25 protein-coding genes are annotated in these 19,493 nt (G+C 60.1%); all 25 read right to left on the reverse strand.

Translation table 11 applies throughout. The annotated features are described in order from the left end of the window. Positions 1–115 precede the first annotated feature (115 nt). The 25 genes from AC24GY_RS12650 to AC24GY_RS12770 all read right to left on the reverse strand — a co-directional run bounded on the left by AC24GY_RS12650 (position 116) and on the right by AC24GY_RS12770 (position 19,478). A complete protein-coding gene (locus AC24GY_RS12650; RefSeq protein ID WP_487683337.1) occupies positions 116–1,624 on the reverse strand; it encodes a sulfatase-like hydrolase/transferase in 1,509 nt (502 codons plus the stop codon). Positions 1,625–1,681: 57 nt separating this feature from the next. Beyond that, the gene (locus AC24GY_RS12655; protein ID WP_487683339.1) at positions 1,682–4,018 is read right to left on the reverse strand and encodes a hypothetical protein; all 2,337 of its coding nucleotides are present in this window, start codon (positions 4,016–4,018) and stop codon (positions 1,682–1,684) included. A 45-nt stretch (positions 4,019–4,063) separates the two neighbouring features. After that, positions 4,064–4,918 (reverse strand): hypothetical protein, encoded by an 855-nt coding sequence (locus AC24GY_RS12660; protein ID WP_487683341.1) that lies wholly within the window; start codon positions 4,916–4,918, stop codon positions 4,064–4,066. Between the two features lie 6 nt (positions 4,919–4,924). Beyond that, a complete protein-coding gene (locus tag AC24GY_RS12665; protein ID WP_487683343.1) occupies positions 4,925–5,905 on the reverse strand; it encodes an alpha/beta fold hydrolase in 981 nt (326 codons plus the stop codon). A 3-nt stretch (positions 5,906–5,908) separates the two neighbouring features. After that, complete coding sequence (locus AC24GY_RS12670; RefSeq protein WP_422314513.1) at positions 5,909–6,661, reverse strand: M14 family metallopeptidase; 753 nt, start codon at positions 6,659–6,661, stop codon at positions 5,909–5,911. 48 nt (positions 6,662–6,709) lie between these two features. After that, entirely contained in the window at positions 6,710–8,131 is a 1,422-nt protein-coding gene (locus AC24GY_RS12675) for a sulfatase family protein (RefSeq protein ID WP_487683345.1), read from the reverse strand. An 84-nt stretch (positions 8,132–8,215) separates the two neighbouring features. Then, positions 8,216–9,601, reverse strand: coding sequence for a neutral/alkaline non-lysosomal ceramidase N-terminal domain-containing protein (locus AC24GY_RS12680; RefSeq protein WP_487683347.1), 1,386 nt, complete (start codon positions 9,599–9,601; stop codon positions 8,216–8,218). 294 nt (positions 9,602–9,895) lie between these two features. Beyond that, a complete protein-coding gene (locus AC24GY_RS12685; RefSeq protein WP_487683349.1) occupies positions 9,896–10,120 on the reverse strand; it encodes a hypothetical protein in 225 nt (74 codons plus the stop codon). Continuing rightward, a complete protein-coding gene (locus AC24GY_RS12690) occupies positions 10,117–10,419 on the reverse strand; it encodes a hypothetical protein (RefSeq protein WP_487683351.1) in 303 nt (100 codons plus the stop codon). The genes AC24GY_RS12685 and AC24GY_RS12690 overlap by 4 nt, the downstream gene beginning before the upstream one ends. After that, positions 10,416–10,646 (reverse strand): hypothetical protein, encoded by a 231-nt coding sequence (locus AC24GY_RS12695; protein WP_487683353.1) that lies wholly within the window; start codon positions 10,644–10,646, stop codon positions 10,416–10,418. The genes AC24GY_RS12690 and AC24GY_RS12695 overlap by 4 nt, the downstream gene beginning before the upstream one ends. Further along, a complete protein-coding gene (locus AC24GY_RS12700; protein ID WP_487683355.1) occupies positions 10,643–11,104 on the reverse strand; it encodes an ASCH domain-containing protein in 462 nt (153 codons plus the stop codon). The genes AC24GY_RS12695 and AC24GY_RS12700 overlap by 4 nt, the downstream gene beginning before the upstream one ends. 2 nt (positions 11,105–11,106) lie before the next feature. Further along, entirely contained in the window at positions 11,107–11,694 is a 588-nt protein-coding gene (locus tag AC24GY_RS12705) for a hypothetical protein (RefSeq protein WP_487683357.1), read from the reverse strand. 1 nt (position 11,695) lies between these two features. Next, entirely contained in the window at positions 11,696–12,040 is a 345-nt protein-coding gene (locus AC24GY_RS12710; protein ID WP_487683359.1) for a hypothetical protein, read from the reverse strand. A gap of 4 nt (positions 12,041–12,044) precedes the next feature. Further along, a complete protein-coding gene (locus AC24GY_RS12715) occupies positions 12,045–13,061 on the reverse strand; it encodes an AAA family ATPase (RefSeq protein WP_487683361.1) in 1,017 nt (338 codons plus the stop codon). Beyond that, a complete protein-coding gene (locus tag AC24GY_RS12720; RefSeq protein ID WP_487683363.1) occupies positions 13,033–15,114 on the reverse strand; it encodes a hypothetical protein in 2,082 nt (693 codons plus the stop codon). Before AC24GY_RS12720 ends, AC24GY_RS12715 begins: the two co-directional genes overlap by 29 nt. A 30-nt stretch (positions 15,115–15,144) precedes the next feature. Continuing rightward, entirely contained in the window at positions 15,145–15,540 is a 396-nt protein-coding gene (locus AC24GY_RS12725) for a hypothetical protein (RefSeq protein ID WP_487683365.1), read from the reverse strand. Further along, positions 15,537–15,815 (reverse strand): hypothetical protein, encoded by a 279-nt coding sequence (locus AC24GY_RS12730; protein WP_487683367.1) that lies wholly within the window; start codon positions 15,813–15,815, stop codon positions 15,537–15,539. The genes AC24GY_RS12725 and AC24GY_RS12730 overlap by 4 nt, the downstream gene beginning before the upstream one ends. Beyond that, complete coding sequence (locus AC24GY_RS12735; RefSeq protein ID WP_487683369.1) at positions 15,812–16,669, reverse strand: hypothetical protein; 858 nt, start codon at positions 16,667–16,669, stop codon at positions 15,812–15,814. Before AC24GY_RS12735 ends, AC24GY_RS12730 begins: the two co-directional genes overlap by 4 nt. Then, the gene (locus tag AC24GY_RS12740) at positions 16,666–17,082 is read right to left on the reverse strand and encodes a hypothetical protein (RefSeq protein WP_487683371.1); all 417 of its coding nucleotides are present in this window, start codon (positions 17,080–17,082) and stop codon (positions 16,666–16,668) included. The genes AC24GY_RS12735 and AC24GY_RS12740 overlap by 4 nt, the downstream gene beginning before the upstream one ends. After that, a complete protein-coding gene (locus AC24GY_RS12745) occupies positions 17,079–17,693 on the reverse strand; it encodes a hypothetical protein (protein ID WP_487683373.1) in 615 nt (204 codons plus the stop codon). Before AC24GY_RS12745 ends, AC24GY_RS12740 begins: the two co-directional genes overlap by 4 nt. A gap of 37 nt (positions 17,694–17,730) precedes the next feature. Next, positions 17,731–18,027, reverse strand: a complete 297-nt coding sequence (locus tag AC24GY_RS12750; protein WP_487683375.1) for a hypothetical protein — start codon at positions 18,025–18,027, stop codon at positions 17,731–17,733. Further along, complete coding sequence (locus tag AC24GY_RS12755) at positions 18,024–18,281, reverse strand: hypothetical protein (protein WP_487683377.1); 258 nt, start codon at positions 18,279–18,281, stop codon at positions 18,024–18,026. Before AC24GY_RS12755 ends, AC24GY_RS12750 begins: the two co-directional genes overlap by 4 nt. 2 nt (positions 18,282–18,283) lie before the next feature. After that, a complete protein-coding gene (locus AC24GY_RS12760; RefSeq protein ID WP_487683379.1) occupies positions 18,284–18,529 on the reverse strand; it encodes a hypothetical protein in 246 nt (81 codons plus the stop codon). A gap of 1 nt (position 18,530) precedes the next feature. Continuing rightward, positions 18,531–19,001, reverse strand: coding sequence for a hypothetical protein (locus tag AC24GY_RS12765; RefSeq protein ID WP_487683381.1), 471 nt, complete (start codon positions 18,999–19,001; stop codon positions 18,531–18,533). Between the two features lie 45 nt (positions 19,002–19,046). Then, positions 19,047–19,478: a hypothetical protein gene (locus AC24GY_RS12770; RefSeq protein ID WP_487683382.1), complete on the reverse strand. Its 432-nt coding sequence runs from the start codon at positions 19,476–19,478 to the stop codon at positions 19,047–19,049. Between the last annotated feature and the right edge of the window lie 15 nt (positions 19,479–19,493).

The following is a 19,493-nucleotide window of genomic DNA, read 5'->3' on the forward strand; positions in this document are numbered from 1 at the left end:
GAAGCAGGTACTACAATACATGCGGGGTGGACTGCGGTGTGTATAACGCGTGCCATGCGCTGAGAGACGGGCGGGCTGTCGCCACACCCATCCACGTTTCACCTGGGGTCATGGGTTATTTTACGAAATCAGTGAAGCCGGCTTCGGTGCGTTTGAGTTCGGCTTTCATGGCGGTGCGGAGCTGGGTGATGTGGTCTGCGTGGGAGGCTTCGCCGATGAGGTTTTTCAATTCTTCGGGGTCGTTTTTTAGATCGTAGAGTTCTTCGCCGGACTTGCCATCGAGATAGTGGATGAGCTTGAACTGATCCTGCACGACGGCGCTGTACAAGGGCACGCCCTGATCATTCTTCTGTTCCGCGCCAGTGAGGATGGTCTGGCTGACTTTGGCGCCGTATTCGTTGCCCATGTGCTCGTAGTAGCAGGCGTGCGGCCATATGGTTTCAGGTTTTTCGAGCAGAGGAGTGAGGTCGCGGCCATGCGTCTGCCACGGCACTTTCACGCCGGTGATGGAAAGGAAGGTGGCGGCGAGGTCGGGGGCATTGACGGATGCGTTGCAGACTTTGCCGGTGGGGAAGCGTGAGGGCATGCTGATGATGAGCGGCGAGCGGTAGTTCGCGTCATAGGGCGCGAGCTTGGTGCGGAAGCCGTGCTCGCCCATGGAGAAGCCTTGATCGGCGGTGTAAATGATGAGGGTGTTTTCGTACTGACCGGACTCCTTGAGTGCGGCGATGAGCTGACCGACGCCTTCATCGATGGCGGGCACGCATTCGTTGACCTGGCGCACCCAGTCATCGAAGCGCTTGCCTTTCTTGCTCTCGCCAAAGGCTTCGCCTCCCTTCCCTGCCATGGGATGTCCGTCGGGGCCTTTCGTCCATGCCTGCTTTTTATTGAGGTAGTCGGGCTTGCCTGCACGGGGTGGGAAGATGTCGGCAGGAACGGGCACGGCGGCGTCTTTGTAGCTGCCTTTGTGGCGTTTGGCCGGGATGGATGGGCCGTGGACGCTGCCGTAGCAGACCCAGAGGTACCATGGCTTTGCTGCATCGCGGTTTTTACCACGGATGTAGTCGCGCGACCACTGGGTGTAGTTGTCGGCAGGGTAACCTTCGATGGTCTGCTCCTTGCCATCGACACTCATGATTTGAGTTTCGTAGTAGGCGCCGGCGTTTTCGGGATGAAGCGGGCGATTCCAGACGATCTGATGATCCCAGTCACGGCCCCAGCCGGTATCGGTGCCGGTGTGCCATTTGCCAATCTGCGCGGTGTGGTAGCCCTGCCTGCGCATTTCTGCGGGGATGAAGGGGCACTGCTTTGGATCATAGGTGCTGCCGGGGTATTTGCCCTCCATGGACATGGACTCGATGCCGTGAGGAAAGCGCCCGGTGAGCATGGTGGCGCGCGAGGGCATGCACCAGGAACCGAGATAGGGGGCATGGAAGCGCACGCCGTTTTTCGCCAGCGCATCAATGTTCGGGGTCTTCACCCAAGGCCAGGAGCCGGGGTAGCAGCCCACGGTTTTTGTGGACTGATCGTCGGCGTAGATGAAGAGGATGTTGGGGCGTTTTGCCTCCGCTGCAAAAAGCTGAAACGCGAAGGTGCCGAGCAGGAGGGTGACAAAGGCTTTCATGGTGCGCGATAAACGTCACGCACCATGGCTTTGTAGCCGCAAAGCTTTCGAATTTGATCAGGCGGCAGTGCCCTGCGAAGGGGGCGGCAGCTTGGCTGCGGGCGGGCGAGCCACTGCGGTGGGCGGCTTCATCATGGGCGGGGCCGGTGGTTTCGCGATGGGTTTCGAAATCGGTGGCGCAGGCGGCTTGGCGAGAGGCTTGGTCGCACCCGTATAGGAGGGTGGCGGTGGCGGCTTGGCACCTGGCATGACCGGTGGCTTGGCAACAGGGGCTGAGGGTGACACTGCAGCCGGTACCGCTGGTGCTGCCGCCACTGGCTGTGCTGGTGGCACTGCGGTGGGAACCGCTGGTGGTTTGACCACGGGCGCGGCCGACGGACGAATGATGGACGAGAGCACGGAAGACTGCGGAGGACCTGGCTGCACCTGCTTCGGCGCATGCCTCTTTTGAATCATGTCCCAGAACCTGAGCTCACGTAGCAACGGATGTGACCGCAAGGCGGCGAGCACGTTTTCCTTCGTTGCAGGCGGTTCGGTGGCGAACTGATCGTAGGAGCCTTCGCGCTGGGCGGCGAGCACGCTTCCGAGCGCGGCCAAGATGGCAGCTTCAGCTGCGGGAATGTGATGGAAGGTGTTTTTCGCCTTGAAGGCGTTGAGCAGTTCCATGGTGAGCTGGCCGGAAACAGGTGCGATGTCATTGCGCAGAAGCAATGTGTCGCCGGCGGCCTCCTTGATCCGCTCAAGCACGGCGATGAAGCTGCCGCGCATGGAATCGCTGGTTACGATGCGTACCCGGCTGCCGCCCCATTCGAACCAGCGATCGGAGCCGTCGAAGTTGTCGTAGGTCTTGCGAATGTCGCCTTCGCTGATCGTGACAGGCGGGGCCACCATGAGTTCAATCAGATCGCGCGTCCGCTCACCAAGATCGATGGCGCTGGGTGAAACGGTTTCCGCCGTGGCCGCCGCCACGGCCTGCTGAAGCAGTGCATCCACTTTTTCTGCGAGGCTTGTCTTGGAGACTGGCTGGACGGCGGCAGGGGGAGGCAAAGCTGCTGGCTGCGCGGCAGCCAGCACTGGTATGGCCGCGACTGCGGGAGACTCTTTGGTCTCCTCCACTACAGCAACGGCGACTGGGACCACTGGAGCAGCGACTGGCAGCGAAGGCACCGGAGGAGGCGCTGGCTGAGCTGCGACTGCCGCGACGATTTCAGGCGGAAGCGCCGACTGCGTGGTGCGCATGGCATAGATCTCGGCAGCAGCGGCCAGGAGATGACGCGGGAAGATAGCGCCACCGGCGGTGAGCCGGGCCACGTCTTCCTCCAGCAGCGGGTGAATGGCCGAGGTGATGCCGTCTTTTTGACGCTGCTCAATGAGCGCGGGAGTTTCGAGCCGGCAGTTGAGCAGGAGGCGCTTTTGCTCATTGGCGATCGGCAGCATGTCGACGACTGGCAGGCGGAAGCCCAATGGCGCATTCGAGTCGGGCACACCGACACGCCCGCGAAGGGCCTGAGAGAGTGCCACATCCCAGGCGGCGAAACGTTCCACCACGAGACCAATGAGCACGACCCAGTTTTCACTTTGATCGATCAGCGCAAAGAGCAGGCGCTGCATCTCATCGAGCTGGGGCTGTGTAACGACGAGGTCGAGCTGATCGAGGACCAAGACCACGGGTGAGCCCGCCTGCGCGGCCAGTTTGCCAAAAAGCTGGATGACGACAGCCATCTCCGAACGCGCCAGCGGCTCTGGAACACCGAGGTATTTGAGCTCGTTTTCTGTGAGGTAGGCAGCACCGGAAAGCCACTGCGCGGCGAGATGCTCCTTGTCATCGCGCAGCACATTGAGCAGGCAGCGCAGCACGCTGCGGGGAACCATCGGATGATCGGCCTCCAGAAGCTGCACGGCCTGATGGATCATCTCCTTGCGGGTATCGAGGCGGATCGTGGCCCAGGCTTCGTGCAATTCAGGAAAGGTGAAATCCTGTTCCACCACTGGTTTGAGCAATGCATAAGCAAGCAGGCGCAGCTGGCTGTAAGGTGCCTCTTTGCCCTCCTTGTTGCGTGCTGCATGACGCAGACTGCCGACGAAGCGAGTGAGGATGAAATTTTCCAATGCCTCCGGCTGCAGCGGCGGATTGGGCGCATAGGCATAAAAAATACTGTCTGCACATTCACGCCGAAGGCGCGCAAAGAGATGTGATTTGCCCGAGCCGCCAGCACCGCGCACAAAACGGACCTGGCTGCGGTGCTGAGCCCGCACCTGATCCACCGCGATGCGCAATGCGCCAAACGGCACGGAGTGAATGTAAGGCACGTCCAGAAAGGAGGCTGCATTCCACAGATCGTTTTCACCCACACTGGTGGACATGAAGGGATTCAGGTCAGCATAGGACGGCATGGTCGGGGGAGTGTGTTCAGGATTCGGGAGAAGAGTGGAACTGGATCAGGAAATCCAGCACCAGGAGTAACCGGGCGGGCCGAGGGACATTGGAACGAGCAGGGCACGTTCATGATCCGGGAGGTCTTGAGGCCTTTCGCAAGGTTCTAGCAGGAGGTGCCCATTGATGTAAAGCGTCTCAATCAAATTTCGTAAAACTTGACTATCAGCCACCCCTCCCCGCTCGGCCGCCCAGGCCTGATAGCGGGCAAAAGTCTGGGGTATTGGGATCATGACTGAGGAAGAGCGGATGCGGTCAAGATCATACCAAGCGCGCAGATCGGCCTCTTCTGGAGCGCTGATGGTTGCGACGGGTGGGACGGACGGCGCCGCATCCAGCCACGCGATCAGATCATCCAGGCCGACAGGTGGCGTGCGGACGGTGTTCACCGCTTGGAGAACTTTTTGCAAGGACCGTCGCAGCGGGGCATCCAACAGTTCCGAAGGCTGCGGTTTGTGCGCATATACCAGCGGTTTGGCCCCCGGGAGCACAAAGGCAGCGCCTGCGGAGACGAGGCTGTCCAAGGCCACCTCAAAAAAGGGCAGCAGCCCGGCCGGGAGTTTGGCTTTCAACTTCACGGCCTGCTGCTCTTTGCTGGCCGCATGCAGCCAGTGTTTCAAGAGCGCTGCGGCGGCCGTTTCAAGGCTGTGGGGCGTAAAGAGAGGCTGTGGCTTGCTGCGAGTGCCTGCGGCAATGCTGTTTAACGCGCCTGATGACGACAATGCTTCCAGGACTGCGGCCACGGCTTTGAGCGTGGCTGCCCGCCCGACCGCTGGCTTCACGAGCTTGACGATCTCCGCTGCTTTCAGCGGGAGTTCGCTGCGGCTCAAGGCCTCCTGGATGGCGTGTTCGAGTGTCATGGCAGTTCAGCGATGGATGGCGTTCACCTGGCGGTTCAACCAGTGTGTCACATCTTTCACCACCTCCTCATGCTGCACATCATGGAGCAGCAGATGGTAGGAACGCGTGTACCAGAGCAGTTTTTTGTCCCGGCTGCGGATCTGGGCAAACAGGGCCTGGATTTGGTCTGCTGATGACAGCACATCATTCGGGGATGCGACGAAGAGCACCGGCATTTTCAAACGATGGGCTGATTCAGTGTTTGCATCGAGCATACCGCCAATGGTTGAGAGGAGGCGCAGCGAGAAGGCGCTGACATGGTGGGGCGTGACCGCCATCTGACCGCCATGGGTGGAGTGTGAAGTGACTTTGATTTTCGATTCATCCACGCCTGCCAGCTCGCCAAGCGTGTATCGTGAGCGTGGAGTGAGCCTGGCTGCCGTGTCGAGCAGGAAGCGTTTGAAACCGCTCAAAGCCGTGCGCAGCCCGGCCACCGGTGATGCGAGGATAATCCCATCGGGATCAGACCAATTTCCGAGCAGATCCGCCGCTGTGTGCAAGGCGATGAGGCTGCCCAGGCTCTCTCCATACCAAAAGACCGGGGTCTTGGGATGCCTGCGCTTCACCAGCGCGTGAAACGTGGCCAGATCACGCTGCCAGGCGCTGGCGTTTGAAATGTCGCCACGCTCGGCCACCACGGGATCATTTCCCTGACCGCGCAAATCGTATGCATAGACCGCATAACCATGCAGTGGCAGTTGTTCGCCCAGATACCAGAAATCTGACTTTGCGCCGCTCAAGCCGTGAATCGTGATCACCACTCCGCGCGGTGTGACACCGGCAGGCACAGGCCATGATTTCCACGGCATGGTTTTGCCATCGTAACTCACCCAGTCTTCAGCGCAGAGCACACCGCGACCTGCGGCAATTTTTTTCACCGAGGCACATCCTGACAAGACGGTAATAACCGTCAGTACAAGCAGGCACTGGAGGAGAGTGGTGTTCATTGTTTAATCAAGAACGGCCAGTGCTGACTCCACGAACTTTACCTGCACCCGCACGCGCGTATCGAAATCAAACTCCGAAGGCGATTCAAACGTCAGCGTGACCGGACAGCCGCGCACATGCAGCTCAATGGCTTCTGGCATTCCGGGGAGGTGAGTCGGCAGCGTGCGGCGCCTGATCACACCCCGGTTGGCCCGCTGACCATCGATGTTCTTTCGCGAATCGGGTGCGATCACACGAGCGCAGCGCTCGATGATTTCATGACCCACCGTTTGTCGTGCGTGGTTGAGTTCATAGAGGTAGATTCCCTGTGCGTCGTAGTCCTCATGCAGGCAGAGCCCAAAACGCATCGCACGCCCAGTGATCCATTGCTGCCATGGGCCGCAGATCTCATCTGCAGCATCGTGAAAGCGACGATTGATGTCGAAACCACGATGATCCGCGCGAGTGTTGAGCGTGAGTCCCACCGGATTGAGACAGGGGGCGATCAAGAAGGATCCGCGTTTCAGTTCGTTCACGTGCTTCTCAGCCCAGGTGAGGAGGCCCCAGGCTGAACCCGCTTCATCGCCATGGACGCCAGTGGAAAGATAGACTGCAGGCTCTCCTGCCTGTGCTGAAGCAGATTCGAGCACGATCACGGGCATATCACCCACCTTGCACAAGGTCTTGACCCGGCAGCCAGCGGTACGTGCGAGCACGCGCCAGCGCTGGATGAGATGCTGTGCGTCATGCGCACGATGGTTAGGGAGCAGCTTCACAGCTTGAGAATGGCTGATCCTGCTCATTCGTCATTCTGAATTCGTCATTCATCCCTTTTTCTTCTTCCCTTTTCCTTGCTTCCCAGGTGGCATCTCTTTCGTACGGCCTTCGTTTCGCGCGACTTCTTCAGGCTCTGGAATCCGACCTTGATCGTGCGTCTGTTCGATCCATGCATTGAGCACCGAACTCAAGCGCTCGCGAGCGGCCAGGTGCTCTGGCTGATTGGACTTCGCGAGGTTGTTGATCTCAAAAGGGTCCGCCTGCAAATCGTAGAGCTCTTCCTCCGGCATAGTCGGGGCGGCCAGCACGGCCTGCGGGGGCGTCAGCTTGTCCTGCGCGGCGAGTTCTTTGATGAGGTTCCACACGGGATACTGTTTCTCCTTGTAGGCGTTGTGCTGGAGGAAGGGGCGATCGGGGGTGAAGTTCCGGATGTAGCGGTAGCGGGCATCGCGCACGGTGCGGAAGCGGAACACCGTCATGTCACAGCGGTCACGGGCGCCGAAGACGTACTCGCGGGGCGGCTCTGCGTTTGCGCCCATGAAAACCTGGCCCTGCATGCCCTGAGGTTTGGGAATGCCAGCCCATGTGAGGGTGGTGGCGGTGAGGTCGATGGACATGAGGAGGCGGTCGCTGACTTTTCCTGCCTCGTAGCCAGTGGGAGCAGTGATGCCCGAAGGCCAGCTCAGGATGAGCGGTGTATTTAGACCTTCCTCATAGCAGAACTGCTTGGCACGGACATGGGCAGCACCGTGATCTCCCAAGAAGCAGATCACGGTGTTCTCCATCAAGCCGTCGCGCTGAAGGAGTTCCATGACTTTGCCGATCTTGCGGTCCAGCTCGGTGGCGGCGTCGAGGTACTGCGCCATGTCTTTGCGCGTGACTTCGTGGTCGGGGTAGTAAGGCGGGATCTCCACCTTGGCGGGGTCGGCATGGGATGGCGCGTGGAAGGTGCGGTGGGTTTCCTGAAAATTGAGCTGCGCGTAGAAGGGCTGATGTTGCTTGAGGTCATCCCAGTTGGAGGAGTCGAAGGGCTTGGTGGGTTCTTGGAAATTCCAGTCGGTCTTACCGCTGCCTTTGAAGCCTGCCTCCGGGGGAAGATCCTTCACATTGGCGGTGAAGTAGCCGGCCTCGCGCATGCGCTCGCTGATGACTTTTACGCCTGCGGGTAGAGTGAAGCCGTCATCGCGGTGAGAGCGGTGATTGTGCGCGCCGATGGTGGTCTGATACATGCCGGTGTTGAAGGCGGAGCGGCTGGCGGAGCAGACGGGGGCGGTGGTGTAGTAGCGGGTGAAGCGCATGCCCTTTGCCGCCAGAGCATCGAGCACTGGTGAGGAGACTTCCTTGGTACCGTAGCAGCCGAGATGCGGGCCGAAATCTTCGGCGATGAGCCAGAGGATGTTGGGGCGCTTTCCCCCGGCATGGAGGGTGGCGACCAAGCAGAGGCTGAAAAGGCAAAGAAAACGGATCATGCGCAGAGCATGACGAAAAATGCCGCGCAGAAGCAAGAAAGTATTTGTAGCGAACGCCTGATCGTCGCCTGTCGAGGCGACCATTTATTGCATCATTTTCTGCGCCTTGGAGATGATGCGTTCCTCAAGTGTGTCCGCAAATTTGTCCGGATGCAGCGGGTTGGACCAGTACATGAGCGAACGAAAGGCCTCATAGCCACCCTCAAGCAGCACGCGTCGGCTCGGAATGTAGGCGAGGATGTCGTTGCTGTAGCCTGCGACCCACAAAGCTCCCGGCCCCTTGAACTCGTGCTTCAGGCGCAGCGAATAATCCACACAGGTCTCACCGCTGAGCGCCACGAAGGTCAAATCATGACCGAAGTGAACCACCTGAAGCGGGTAGTCGTAGTGGTCGCGCAGTCCGGTGTGCTTGATCGCATGCAATCGCTTTTCATCCCACTTGCGCTGATAGACCTCGTAGCTTTTTTCATAGCCTTCACCCGTGCTCAGCCGTTTTTCGATCTGGTCTGCCGTGGGAATCGACTGGTAGTCGAGCCGCGTCGTCTGCCAGTCAATGCGCAGCGGGCCATGGATCGGTTTCGGCTTTGCATCCAACGCGGCCTCCACTGCGGTGGCGAGGCTTTGACCGTGGCGGAGGCTGAAGACCGGACTGAAACGTGGATAGGCGTTCTGATCACCACCGCAGCCCATCATGAACAATGCGATGGTGCCCGGATGCGCCTCCTCGATCAGTTGCTGCGCATGACCTGCATAGTCACCGTGCCATTGCTTGATGCTCATTGATGTGTTGTGGCAGGCGTAGCCAAAGACGATGGCGCTCAGCTTGCCAGCCGCCGTTTGAACCGTGAGCACCGGCACATCATGATCCACCACGCCCTCGGGATTCGGGCTGTTTAAGTAGGGATCGCCCGCCGGCTTGTCGCTCTTGAGCCTGCGGTTCATGGCAAAACCGCAACGCGAGTGGCCATAACTGACCGTGGCCGGTTCCACCTGCTGCAAGGCCTCGCCGATGATGCCGATGATCTTGTCCTTCAGCCATGCGTTGTAGCGCAGGCAGCGCTCCTTGCGAAGAGGATCGGTGAAGCTCATGAATTCCAGCTCCGTGTAACGCAGTTCCGGCCCGCAATGCGTATGCGAGCAGTTCAGCAGCAGCGCCTTTTCAGGCAGACCAAACCTGGCCTTCACGGCCTCCGCCACTGCATCCCGGAGCTGAACCGTCACCTCCACCAGATCAAGCGTGACCATCACGAAGCGCTCTCCCTGCGCGTCCTGAAGCGCCAGAGCCTTCGCATGGAGTTCCATCGCTGTGCCCTCTGCAGGAACCTCACGGTTTGCGAAACCGGCGAGGTACATCGGCTCTGTGGGTGTGATGATCGTCTTGGCGGCTGCCGCTTTCCATTCTGGCGTCTGTGCCGAGGTCTGTAGAACGAATGCAAACGCGAAGGCCAGGATCGGGAAAACAAGATTCATGATCGGAGTCATACGCGCCGACGAGTGCGGATATGCCAATCAGAAGAATGACAGGAGGTTTGCGCAAGGCCGGGAAAAGGCGGGAAAAGGCGGGAAAAGGCGGGAATGCCCGGAAAACGGGGCTTTGGTGCTCACTTGGCTTACTTTGGCGGGTTTGCGCAGGTTCAGGGCTGAAACTGGCTTTGTGACAAAGGTTTGCGCAACTGGCAGGCTCCCGGAACTCGCGTTGCAGGCGGCCTGCACGGATTATGCACGGTACTTGGACGGCGGCAAGCTTTGCTCACTGCGTAGCTCTCACGGGGTTGCCCATGATGGGCGGGTGGGTTTCCCGGCCTTTCTGGCACGGATGACATCGAGGCGGGAACGCATGCGTTCGACGCGGGGGCGGACTTTGCGCAGGGCCTGGGCGAGCTTGGGGAGGGCGTGGGACTTGCCGTGGCGCAAGGCTTCATCTTCGGAAATGGAGAGCCGTTGTTCAGCGGCCTTTACGACTTCCTCCCATGCTTCAGTCTGGTTCATGGTTTTTCCTCCTGGTTCAAGGCGACCATGCAGCGGACATCGGTCGGGCGGATGAAGATCTCGGAGCCGTGAGCGCGTTTGTTCCACGCAATATCCGCCTGATCGTTAAGGTCCGAGGGGCCAGTGGCAAAACAGGCTTCGCATTGAATGAATGAATGCTCCGGGTCTTTGGGCGTTTTTGGATAGGTGACGATCGAGAGATTGATGCTGCCGCAGAAAGGGCATGGAAGGTTGCCTAGCATGGTAAGAGGGATCGTATCGACCAGGTCGGCAATGACGAGGTGAGTAGGTGAGCTCATGCCCTGGCTCCTCTCAATTTGGCGCGGAGATCGGCGAAGAATTCATCATTTTGGGCCACCTCGGCAGCGGTGGGAGGCGGGCGCATCAGGACATCTTGCATGTTCCAGCCTGCGTACCATTCGGCGCGGGACTGGGGAGACAGGCGGGCATCGGTGATCGTACAGGGCTTGCCAGCTTTGCGGGCGGCTTTGCCGTTGTGGAAGTGGCTTGAATTGGGCTGGCTCATGACTTCGGAGCCTCCCGGTCAATAGTGTAAGAGATCCCGGGCACCTGGGCGGCGATCTCTGGCGGGAGAGTGACATCAAAGATGCCGGGCAGGCCACGGCAGGGGTGGAAGGGCAGCTTAACGACGCGGTCAATCACATAGCCATAACGGCCCCTCCAAAAAGGGGAATCTGAAGACTGCACGCAATCGGTGATGTGCATCGCGCCGATGATGCCACCGCTTGGCAGGTTAGGACGGCGTACGATGACCTTGGCCGTCATGAGTGCGGAGAGGTCGAGTGGGGCGGTGAACTTCTTGGCCTGATCTGTGAGCCAGGGTAGAGCTGTTTCATCAAAGGTCTGCGCGGCATGAATGAGAACCCAGCCGCGAGTGTAGGTGCGGGAACATCGGTTTTCGATCGTCTTTGGGCCATCGAGAATGATCTGGGCCCATGGCTGGCGAATAGAGAGGGCTCTCATGGCTATGCCGCTCTCCTTTCTGTCAGAAGCAGCGGTTTAGGGGCGGGTTTGCTCTTGAAATAGGCCTTCATGGGATCGCCTCGGCCATAGTGAAAGCGCTTCTCGCGCATGGCGGTGGCGACATCGCACAGGAGGGTGGCTAGGGCTTTGGCGTCGAGTTCTGATTTGAGGGTGTCCCACTTGCCGAACACGTCGTCCTCATCACCGATTTGGCGGCCCAGATAGATGCAAAGATCTGTATTGGGCGCAGAAACGACGGCGTTGATCTCCAGATTTTCAGCGCCTTCGTATTCCTCCTCAAACTGGGGGCTGATGCCCTGAAAACAAACACTGACGTCGATGCGCTGCGCACAGCCAGGGTCTAACGAGCGCACCAGTCTGGCGTATTGCCACAGGCCGTCCAACCAAGTGGCGCAGGCTTCGATTTCCAGTGCCGTGCGCAGATGGGCCCAGCCAGAATATTCATCGTCGGATGAATGGCCAAGACACAGCCCTGTGCAGTCAGTGACCTGACCCCATACCCAGGTGGTTGGCAGCTCAAAACAGATCGGGCGGATGATCGCCCCGAATTGGATTTTTAGAGTGTTCATGTTACGCGGCCTCCTGGATGAGGATTTGAAGCTCACAGGCCACGGTCAATGCCTTCTCCTGCATCTCATCAAAGGAGGTGGTCCATGTGGGGACACGTTGAATGAGAACCTCCAGATAATTAGCCAGATCCATGGCTTCCTGCTGAGCGTGATTGAGCCAGTCAAGCTGGGTCAGATCATTTCGGGTGAGTTTGGTTCCATATTTGAGCTGCCCGACTTTGGAGCGTTCAGCGAGCTTGTGCGCCACTGCGGCGCAGATCGCGTCATCCTCAGCCGGTGCGCGCAGCTTGTGACGTACAGCATCGACGATGGGATCTCCACAGGAGGCGAGGGCAAGGGTATTCATAAAGTTAAGCGGCCTCCTGGATGAGTTGAGTTGATGCGAGACTGAAGGCTTCGGCGGGGTCGTTGACTTTGCCGCCCTCCAGCATGAGGCGGGCGAGCTTGGCGTGCATGACGACGGCACCGCAGGCACCGCTGTTTGGGGCGGTGATGATCTTGAGGGCCTGCTTCTTCACGCTGGCATTGCCGGTGGCCTCGGGGAGGTGGCGATTGAGGAGCAGCTGCACGGTGCGCTCGCTGGTGTTGAGGGCCGGATCTGGATCATGGAGATCCAAGGACACGTCACGCTTGAGGCCGACGACGCGCTTGTGCTGGTCGCACTTCGCCCACTGGTCGATGATCTCGGGATTGCCGACGAGTGCGATCGGTGTGCCGGTGAGATCCACGAAATCGCGCAGCCAGTCGCGGGCATGGCGTGTCATGCGCTGCGCGTTGTCGATGATGAGCATGGTCTCGCTGTCGCGCAGATGGCGGGCAAGGATGGTCTCGGGGGATTCGCCACGGCCCAGCTTGAGGCCTGCGGCCTTGAGCAGCTCACGCACGATGCAGCCCTGGCGGCGCGTCCAGGTGTAGAGGTGGATGTAGAGCGTATTTGCCTTGTTCTGCTTCACGTAGAGGCGGCAGGTGCAGGTTTTGGCCACACCACCGGGGGCATGGGCCACGCCGATATTGCCCGTCACGCGTACCTGATCGAGAAAGGCAAACATGGAGGGCTGAATAAAGCTGGCGGGGTCGTCGATGAGATCGCCACCACCTTCGATGCGCAGTTCGTTGGAGAGGTAGCTCTCAAGGCGGGTTTCGAATTTCTGCACGTCCCCTGCCCACTTGCCTGCGGTGGTGAAGCGATACACCTGCGTGCCGTCCTGATAGCCGAGGCGCTTGCCGATGATGGCGCGGTCCTTCATGGAGGCCGGATCAAGGCCGTTGTGCTGCATGTGGCGCAGCAGGCTGGCCACCAGCGTGGGATTGGGCTGCTGCTCAGCGGCAGCAGCCGGTTTAGAAGAGCTTGCGGGGGTTGATTTCATGGGGGGCGGTGGTGGTGTTGTTGTTGTCATTGCTGGTGCTGGCTGTGGGGAGCGAGGCATTGAGGGCGTCTGTGGCCTTGCGGGTTTTGGCGGATTCGGATGCTGCGGCCTGTTTGAGCACGGCGGCGTTGTGCTTGTGGCGGTCTCGGCGCTTGGCGATGTTGGGCAGCTGGCGCTTGATGAGCTTGCTCATCGTGGCGTTTTCCTCGCGGGCGTATTCACGCACGGCGGCGGTGACAGCGTCGTGGTCCAGGCGCTGGGCGCGTGGCTGGCGTTTGGCCTCGCCAAGGAACCGGCCTTTGGCATTGCGCACAAAAAGGCAGGCAGGATCGAAGGGGTTCACATAGACCTCATAGCGTTCGCCTTCGCGCAGTTCTTCGCGGGCGCCCTCGGGAGTGGTGACGCTGCCGAAGTAGTACAACTCCTCCGGTCCCACGGCTTCATCAGCGAAGCAGAAGGCGTGCGACTGTACTTTCACCTCCTTGGCAAATCCGGGGCCGAGGATGCGGCAGACAGTGCCGCCGTGGATGGGGATGAGATCAGCGCTGCCGCGATGCCAGACTTCGGAGCGGTTCATCTTCACGGGTTGAGGCACCAACAGGCCGCACTGCATGGCGACGAGCGCCTTTTGCTGCACGTCAGCGGGGCGCTGCTTGAGTTCGTCCAGGCTGATAAGGTGCCCGCCGATGTCGAGCATCTGCGCGATGTAGCCGCATTCGTTCCAGCCTTCCAAGTCGTGGTCCCGCTCGCAGGCAATCTGGTGATAGATCTCATCCAGTCGGCGGCGGAAGCTGTGGATCTCCATCAGCGGAAACTGAAGCATGTCGCGGAACTCCACGGGCAGCCAGGCCCATGACTCCAGAAGCTGAGCATTGTGGGTGAGCATGCCATGCAGCTGCTCGGGGCGCGTCTCCACATTGCGGCCGGTCTGGCCTTCCGTGGCGGCGAGCCAATTGTGATCGTTGTTGTTGCCGCTTTCAAGCGAGGCCTTCCAGCCGGGCTGTCCGCGCCAGCGGCCATGATAAAGGCCAGCATGGGAGGCGCGGCCATCGAAGCCGGATTCACTCACGGTGATGAGTCCCTGCGTGTCGTCATACAAAGCCCTGCTCACGTCCTCGGCAAAATTGGCGGTGCCGTGCTCGGCATAGTTCACGGTGCCAAGGGGGTGATAACCCCACTTCCAGTAATGACCAGCCACCACAAGGCGCATCATGTCACCCGTGAGCTTTTTCACATAGCCCTCTTCATCCTTGTACTTGGGCTTGAGGCCGTAGAAGGTCTTGAAGGCAGCGCTGTAATCATGGCCGTAAAGTTCGATGGGGCGTGCGGCCTGCTTGTGCTCAAAGGAGTTGATGAAGTAGTCATGCTCCTTGTCATCCCACATGAGTTGACGACCTGGGGCGGAGCCCACACGGGAGAGCTTGAGGGTGGGCAGGAACTTCTTGGCGGCGGCATGGCCTTGGATCTGCGCGATGCGCCGTGCCTTGCTGTCATCGAGCTTGCGGCGCAGGTTGCGAGTGCTCCAGCCGTCCGGGTAGGTGTTGCAGTGCTTGGGAAAGGGGCGGCCCGGCTTGGTGCGTGCCCAGTGAGTACGCCATGTACCATATCCCGGGATCTCCTTGCCCTTCACCCAGTCGGCGCGCAGCATCTTGAGGGCGGCGGCGATGCTGCGATGATTGGCGTCCACTCGCACCTGCACCTCGTCTATGAATTCCTGCGGCATGCTAGCGAAAGGTTTGATCTCCAGCGCCTGATCAATGAGGACGCGCCAGTCGTGCTTGGAATCACGCCATGCAGCATACTGACGCCGCAGGCTGTCCGGCGAGGTGCCACGCAAGGTGCCACAGGCTGCGCTGCCGCGCTGGTAACCTTCACTGAGGGTGGGAGCCGTGCGGATCACATCCATGACTCCCAGGAGCAGGCGCACGCGCTCCTGGTTGCGCTCCTGCAGGCGGAAGAACTCGGGCAGGTCGCGTGACTTCACGTGGAGTGAGAACAGCGAGCCGGTGTGCTCGGAGGTGATGAGGGCGGGAGATGATTCGTCGCGGTCCATAGGATTGGAAAGTGGGTGCGTGGGTGCGGTTTACAGGACGGCGCTGCTGTGCTGCTTGAGGTGGCTGCGTGCGGCCTTCATGGCTTCTTCCAGGAAGGAATCGGGGACGAGCTTGTGGTGATGAAAGCCGACGGCGCTTTTGAGGCGGATGTAGAGTTTGGACGGCAGCTCACGGATGCAGGGGCGGCAGAATTCGAAGCCGCGTGGCATGGGTGTTTTGCAATGAGGGCAAGGCACGTCGCCGCGATCATCCAGGGAGGCCAGCTTGATGCGCATGTCACGCACGGTGCCTTCCACGCGTTTGATCTGATGCTCCACCATCTGCCGCTGCTGTGGCTGCAGATCACGTGCCTGAGCGTAGAGTTTGGCGATGCTCTTTTCGGCATCGCTGATCTCTTTGCGGAGCTTGTCGGCTTCGGCGCTCACAGGTGGGCATCCTCCGCTTGTGGGGTGGCGACTGGGATAGGCTCCAGCTGATTGAGAGAGACCAGGAGCACGCCGCCTTTGAGACCGGCATGAGACACCAGGGCGTAATCTCCACGCAGCTCGTCAATGCGCACACGATCACCTCTGAGCAGGCGCATGGTGCCGGACTGGTGCTGACACTCCAGGGGCTGTCCCAGGCTGCTGACGGGGAAGCAGGGCAGCGTTTCACGGTCGCGGCTGACAGGATGGAAGGTCACCAGTTCGTTGCGCTTCATGCCTTCCCTTTCTTCTTGGAGGTGTTAAGCGAGTCCTTGAGTTCCAGCAGCGCCTGCTCCCAGTCGGTGGCGAGGGTTTCACGGGAGGCCTTGGGCAGGCGCATGTATTCCTTGCGTGTGAGGCGGCGGCCAAAGTCCGTGATCCAGAACTTGATGAGCTTGTCCTTGTTGTTGGCTGGCTCGGGATCGGTGTCATCCTCATCAGAGCCCGCGTCTTTGACGGGCAGCTCAAAGAGTTCATGCAGACCCAGATCATCGGCCTCCAGGAGCAGCTCCTGCACGTCCTCTGCAAAGCTCTTGCTCGGCTGGTGCAGAGTGAGGGCCAGAGGCTGGGCGGCTTTGCCCTTCCCTGCCTTCTTGGGCGCTTCGAGCTGGAGTGTCTGCAGGTGATTCGTCCAGGCCAGATTCAGCGCCTTGACGGCCTTCTCATGCTTGGTGCTGACGGTGCAGTTTTCCCAGAATGACACATAGCGGCGGCATGTGCGGTAGGTCACTCCGAGCGCGTCTTGAAGAAAGGTTTCAAGGGTCGCTGAGGAAAAAGTGACATCGCTGTCAGTTTTTCCCTGTCTGCCCCGGGTTTCGCCGTTTTCGAGGCGGAAGTGCTCGGTCAATTCGTTGACCAGCAGACCGGCGTAAAACATCTTCAGTTTCATGGCCAGGGCATCGGCCTTGATGCCGTTTTGCAGGGCGTTGAAGGTGTTGATCAGCTCAATCTTGGGCAGGATGGGAGCGAGGGTTGTATCCGGTTCCACCGTGACAGCCACGGGCTTGCATTTGTGCGACCGCAGACCGGCTGCGGTGAATTTGGTTCGCCCGCAGCTCGGGCAGTCGTGGAGTGTTTCAGGGGTGCTCATGCTTGTGTCTTCCTGCGTTCTTTCAGGTTGGCTTTGAGATTGATGATCACGCCCTTGAGCTGGTGGGGCTTGAGGCTTTGGGCGTAGGTCTCGGGATTGGAGACGTTGAGCTGTTTGCACAGGCCCGTGATGACGTGGCGCTGCTGGCGTTCCTCATTCGTTTGGCCGGTGAGCTGGGCATAGGCTCCGCTGGTGTCTCCACCGAGGGCCTTGAAATGAGCCTCAATGTCGTTGTGCAGTCTCTTGGGGGCAGCGCTGAGACGGTGGCCGAATTTGGTCTCGCACTCGCGGTGCCTCCAGGCGTCGAAGGTTTCTTCGACCACGCCCAGATTGGAAAGCTTCTCCCACACGGGGCGTGCCACCATGGCTGTGATGCGCTGCACGTTGGTGAGCTTGGATTTCCCCTTCTTCATGCGGCCTCCTGTTCTTCCGCCTGCTCGGTGGTGTTGAGTTTGGGGGCCTTCTTCTGCTTGGCCTTGGCGACGCGTGGAGGCGGGGCTTTCTTGAGGCTGGCGCTTTCCTTCTCCACCACACGCAGACCGTGCTTTTCAAAGAACTCGGTGAAGTCGTCGAATTGATCCTTCACATAGGTGCGATTGATCTTCGTGGTGACGTTCAGGCAGGCGTTGAGAGCCAGGCGGGTGTTGCGGCTGTTGTCGTCATCGCCATTGCCGACTGCGGCCAGGGCGCGGCGGATGCGGGCGCAGGCTGCTTCTTCGCCGCCGTCGATCTCGACTTCATCGGTGGCTGTGAGGGCGAGCTTGTAGCCGTTCTCAGTGAGGCTGCGTTTGTCACCGAAGATATCGGGGCCGTGAGCCAGGGCGAGTTCCTTGGCCTCCTGTTCAAGGTTGGCCAGCTCCAGGAGAAAGGGTGCAGCTGCTTGATTGAGCGCGGCGGTGAGTGTGGTGATCTTGGCGCGGGTCTCAGCGGTGGCTGATTCCAGGTTGGCGGTTTTGCTGGCGAAGTCATTGACGAGCTTGGAGGCGCGTTCGCGGGGAGTGAGGGGCGTTGGCTGTGTTTGCATAGAAGTTATTGGTTCCTTGTTCTTGTTTCGTGGTTGTTTACCAGCGGGGCGGCTCGCAGCCGAAGACGGCGCAGGTGATGGCGTAGCCGATGGCCAGGAAGGCATGAGCACCAAAGATCCCGGTGATGCAGAAGAGGAAGAAGGGCTGGGTGTAGCCGTCGTCACGGTAGGCCTCGCCAAGCTGGCGCTCCTGGATGCGGCGATGGCGGCGGATGAGCTGCTCATTGCGCCCGGGAGGTGCATCCTTCTTGAGATGAGCCAGCAGGCAGGCGAGAACGATCAGGCCGATCATGCAGAGCACGGTTTCTGCGACGGATGGGATGTAGGTGCTCATGGTGCTTCCTCCGTGGTGGGTTTCTTGATCGAGAGCCGATCAGCGAGCCAGCAGGCAGCGGCGGTGAAGCAGCACTGGATGGAGAGGAAGGCCAGGCTGCATGCGAGAGTGAGCAGCGGGCTGTTGGTGGCATAGGCCACGCAGATGCCAGCAGCGCAGCTCAGTAGTGTGGCCAGCAGAGCGAAGTTAAAGCAGGCACTGAGTAGTGGGCGCTTGCAGCGGTAGGCAGAGGCGGGTGGGGCGTAGGGGTTCATGATCAGGTTCCGGGTTCGTTGGTTGCTGCCCAAAGAGAACCTGCCAGCTCCCAGGCCTCGTTAATGGTGCGGTTGACGCAGAGCTTGATTGTGACGCCTTCGCATGTGGCGCTGCGTGGCTCGTAGATCATCACAGTGGCCGTCTCATGCCTGACAAGGCGGCACTCCATGTTGTCGACCATCGCTTCATTGATTGTCTCAATTTCGGCGTCGGTGAGAGCACAGATAGGTGTGGATGGTGAGGTCATCTTATGCAGCCTCCTTTTCGATCTTGTAGCGGTTGCGGACATGAATGACGCGTGTGACCACAGGGCCGTCGATTCCATCAGCAGCGAAGCGGACGCGCCAGAGTTCGTAGCCGCCATCGCGGCCCATCTGCTTGGAGATCAAGATGCAGTCGCCTTCAATGCACTCCTGGCGGATCGGATCTTCGAAACACTGCACGACATCACCAACGGCCAGAGGCGGCACGTTCGCGGGTGGAGACTGCAACCGGGACGGTTGCTCTACGGGCGTAGCGGTCACACGGAAGGTCTTAGACTGCGCAGCGGCTTTGCGCAGCAGGGGTGCGTGGGAGGGCTCGACGTTGAGGGTGTGCGTTTCCTGATTCACCTTGAGGAAGGCGAGGCGCTGCAGGCCATCGACGGTGCGCGTGAGGATCTCATGCGCATTGCGCGGCGGGCGTTTGTTGGTGCTGTGCTGCGGGTGGTGTGTTGTCATGGGCTTGGGCTTGGCGTGTTGTTGTTGGGATGTTGCTGTGTTGTTTCAGTCGGCGGTGGGCGTTCTGAAAAAGTCGGGGTGGCCTGCGAAGGGATCGGGCTGCACGCGGGCGGCACGCGTTGTGCGGGGCTGGCTGCTGCTGCTGATCCAGCTGGGGGGCTGGGGCGGTGCGGAGCTTTCAGCGGCGACTTGCAGAGCCAGCTCATGCAGCTTCGGATGGAGCAGCTCCTTGATGGCATGCATGAGGGTGAAGCGATCGCCTCCCGTGTTGCGCACGATGTAGGTGAGCAGGGCCTCGCGGCTGATGATGTAACGGAGGTTGGCACCGGTGCCGCGCCCGCTGTCACCACGATGCTCCAGCTTCTTTTTGCTGATGGCGCGGACGATGAAATCGCGGCCACGATCCAGCACATAGCCAGCCTGCTCGGCGGTCATCTCGCGGGGCATGTCTTTGAGGCGTTCAATGGCTTGTGACATGGGGGCAGGCGGGGA

The organism is Prosthecobacter sp. Pr1 (assembly GCF_057652315.1).

What these genes read in the sequence shown, in the direction of transcription:
- AC24GY_RS12650 (WP_487683337.1), bottom strand. Translation starts at nt 1,624, where the DNA reads ATGAAAGCCTTTGTCACCCTCCTGCTCGGCACCTTCGCGTTTCAGCTT.
- AC24GY_RS12655 (WP_487683339.1), bottom strand. Translation starts at nt 4,018, where the DNA reads ATGCCGTCCTATGCTGACCTGAATCCCTTCATGTCCACCAGTGTGGGT.
- AC24GY_RS12660 (WP_487683341.1), bottom strand. Translation starts at nt 4,918, where the DNA reads ATGACACTCGAACACGCCATCCAGGAGGCCTTGAGCCGCAGCGAACTC.
- AC24GY_RS12665 (WP_487683343.1), bottom strand. Translation starts at nt 5,905, where the DNA reads ATGAACACCACTCTCCTCCAGTGCCTGCTTGTACTGACGGTTATTACC.
- AC24GY_RS12675 (WP_487683345.1), bottom strand. Translation starts at nt 8,131, where the DNA reads ATGATCCGTTTTCTTTGCCTTTTCAGCCTCTGCTTGGTCGCCACCCTC.
- AC24GY_RS12680 (WP_487683347.1), bottom strand. Translation starts at nt 9,601, where the DNA reads ATGAATCTTGTTTTCCCGATCCTGGCCTTCGCGTTTGCATTCGTTCTA.
- AC24GY_RS12685 (WP_487683349.1), bottom strand. Translation starts at nt 10,120, where the DNA reads ATGAACCAGACTGAAGCATGGGAGGAAGTCGTAAAGGCCGCTGAACAA.
- AC24GY_RS12690 (WP_487683351.1), bottom strand. Translation starts at nt 10,419, where the DNA reads ATGAGCTCACCTACTCACCTCGTCATTGCCGACCTGGTCGATACGATC.
- AC24GY_RS12695 (WP_487683353.1), bottom strand. Translation starts at nt 10,646, where the DNA reads ATGAGCCAGCCCAATTCAAGCCACTTCCACAACGGCAAAGCCGCCCGC.
- AC24GY_RS12700 (WP_487683355.1), bottom strand. Translation starts at nt 11,104, where the DNA reads ATGAGAGCCCTCTCTATTCGCCAGCCATGGGCCCAGATCATTCTCGAT.
- AC24GY_RS12705 (WP_487683357.1), bottom strand. Translation starts at nt 11,694, where the DNA reads ATGAACACTCTAAAAATCCAATTCGGGGCGATCATCCGCCCGATCTGT.
- AC24GY_RS12710 (WP_487683359.1), bottom strand. Translation starts at nt 12,040, where the DNA reads ATGAATACCCTTGCCCTCGCCTCCTGTGGAGATCCCATCGTCGATGCT.
- AC24GY_RS12715 (WP_487683361.1), bottom strand. Translation starts at nt 13,061, where the DNA reads ATGAAATCAACCCCCGCAAGCTCTTCTAAACCGGCTGCTGCCGCTGAG.
- AC24GY_RS12720 (WP_487683363.1), bottom strand. Translation starts at nt 15,114, where the DNA reads ATGGACCGCGACGAATCATCTCCCGCCCTCATCACCTCCGAGCACACC.
- AC24GY_RS12730 (WP_487683367.1), bottom strand. Translation starts at nt 15,815, where the DNA reads ATGAAGCGCAACGAACTGGTGACCTTCCATCCTGTCAGCCGCGACCGT.
- AC24GY_RS12735 (WP_487683369.1), bottom strand. Translation starts at nt 16,669, where the DNA reads ATGAGCACCCCTGAAACACTCCACGACTGCCCGAGCTGCGGGCGAACC.
- AC24GY_RS12740 (WP_487683371.1), bottom strand. Translation starts at nt 17,082, where the DNA reads ATGAAGAAGGGGAAATCCAAGCTCACCAACGTGCAGCGCATCACAGCC.
- AC24GY_RS12745 (WP_487683373.1), bottom strand. Translation starts at nt 17,693, where the DNA reads ATGCAAACACAGCCAACGCCCCTCACTCCCCGCGAACGCGCCTCCAAG.
- AC24GY_RS12750 (WP_487683375.1), bottom strand. Translation starts at nt 18,027, where the DNA reads ATGAGCACCTACATCCCATCCGTCGCAGAAACCGTGCTCTGCATGATC.
- AC24GY_RS12755 (WP_487683377.1), bottom strand. Translation starts at nt 18,281, where the DNA reads ATGAACCCCTACGCCCCACCCGCCTCTGCCTACCGCTGCAAGCGCCCA.
- AC24GY_RS12760 (WP_487683379.1), bottom strand. Translation starts at nt 18,529, where the DNA reads ATGACCTCACCATCCACACCTATCTGTGCTCTCACCGACGCCGAAATT.
- AC24GY_RS12765 (WP_487683381.1), bottom strand. Translation starts at nt 19,001, where the DNA reads ATGACAACACACCACCCGCAGCACAGCACCAACAAACGCCCGCCGCGC.
- AC24GY_RS12770 (WP_487683382.1), bottom strand. Translation starts at nt 19,478, where the DNA reads ATGTCACAAGCCATTGAACGCCTCAAAGACATGCCCCGCGAGATGACC.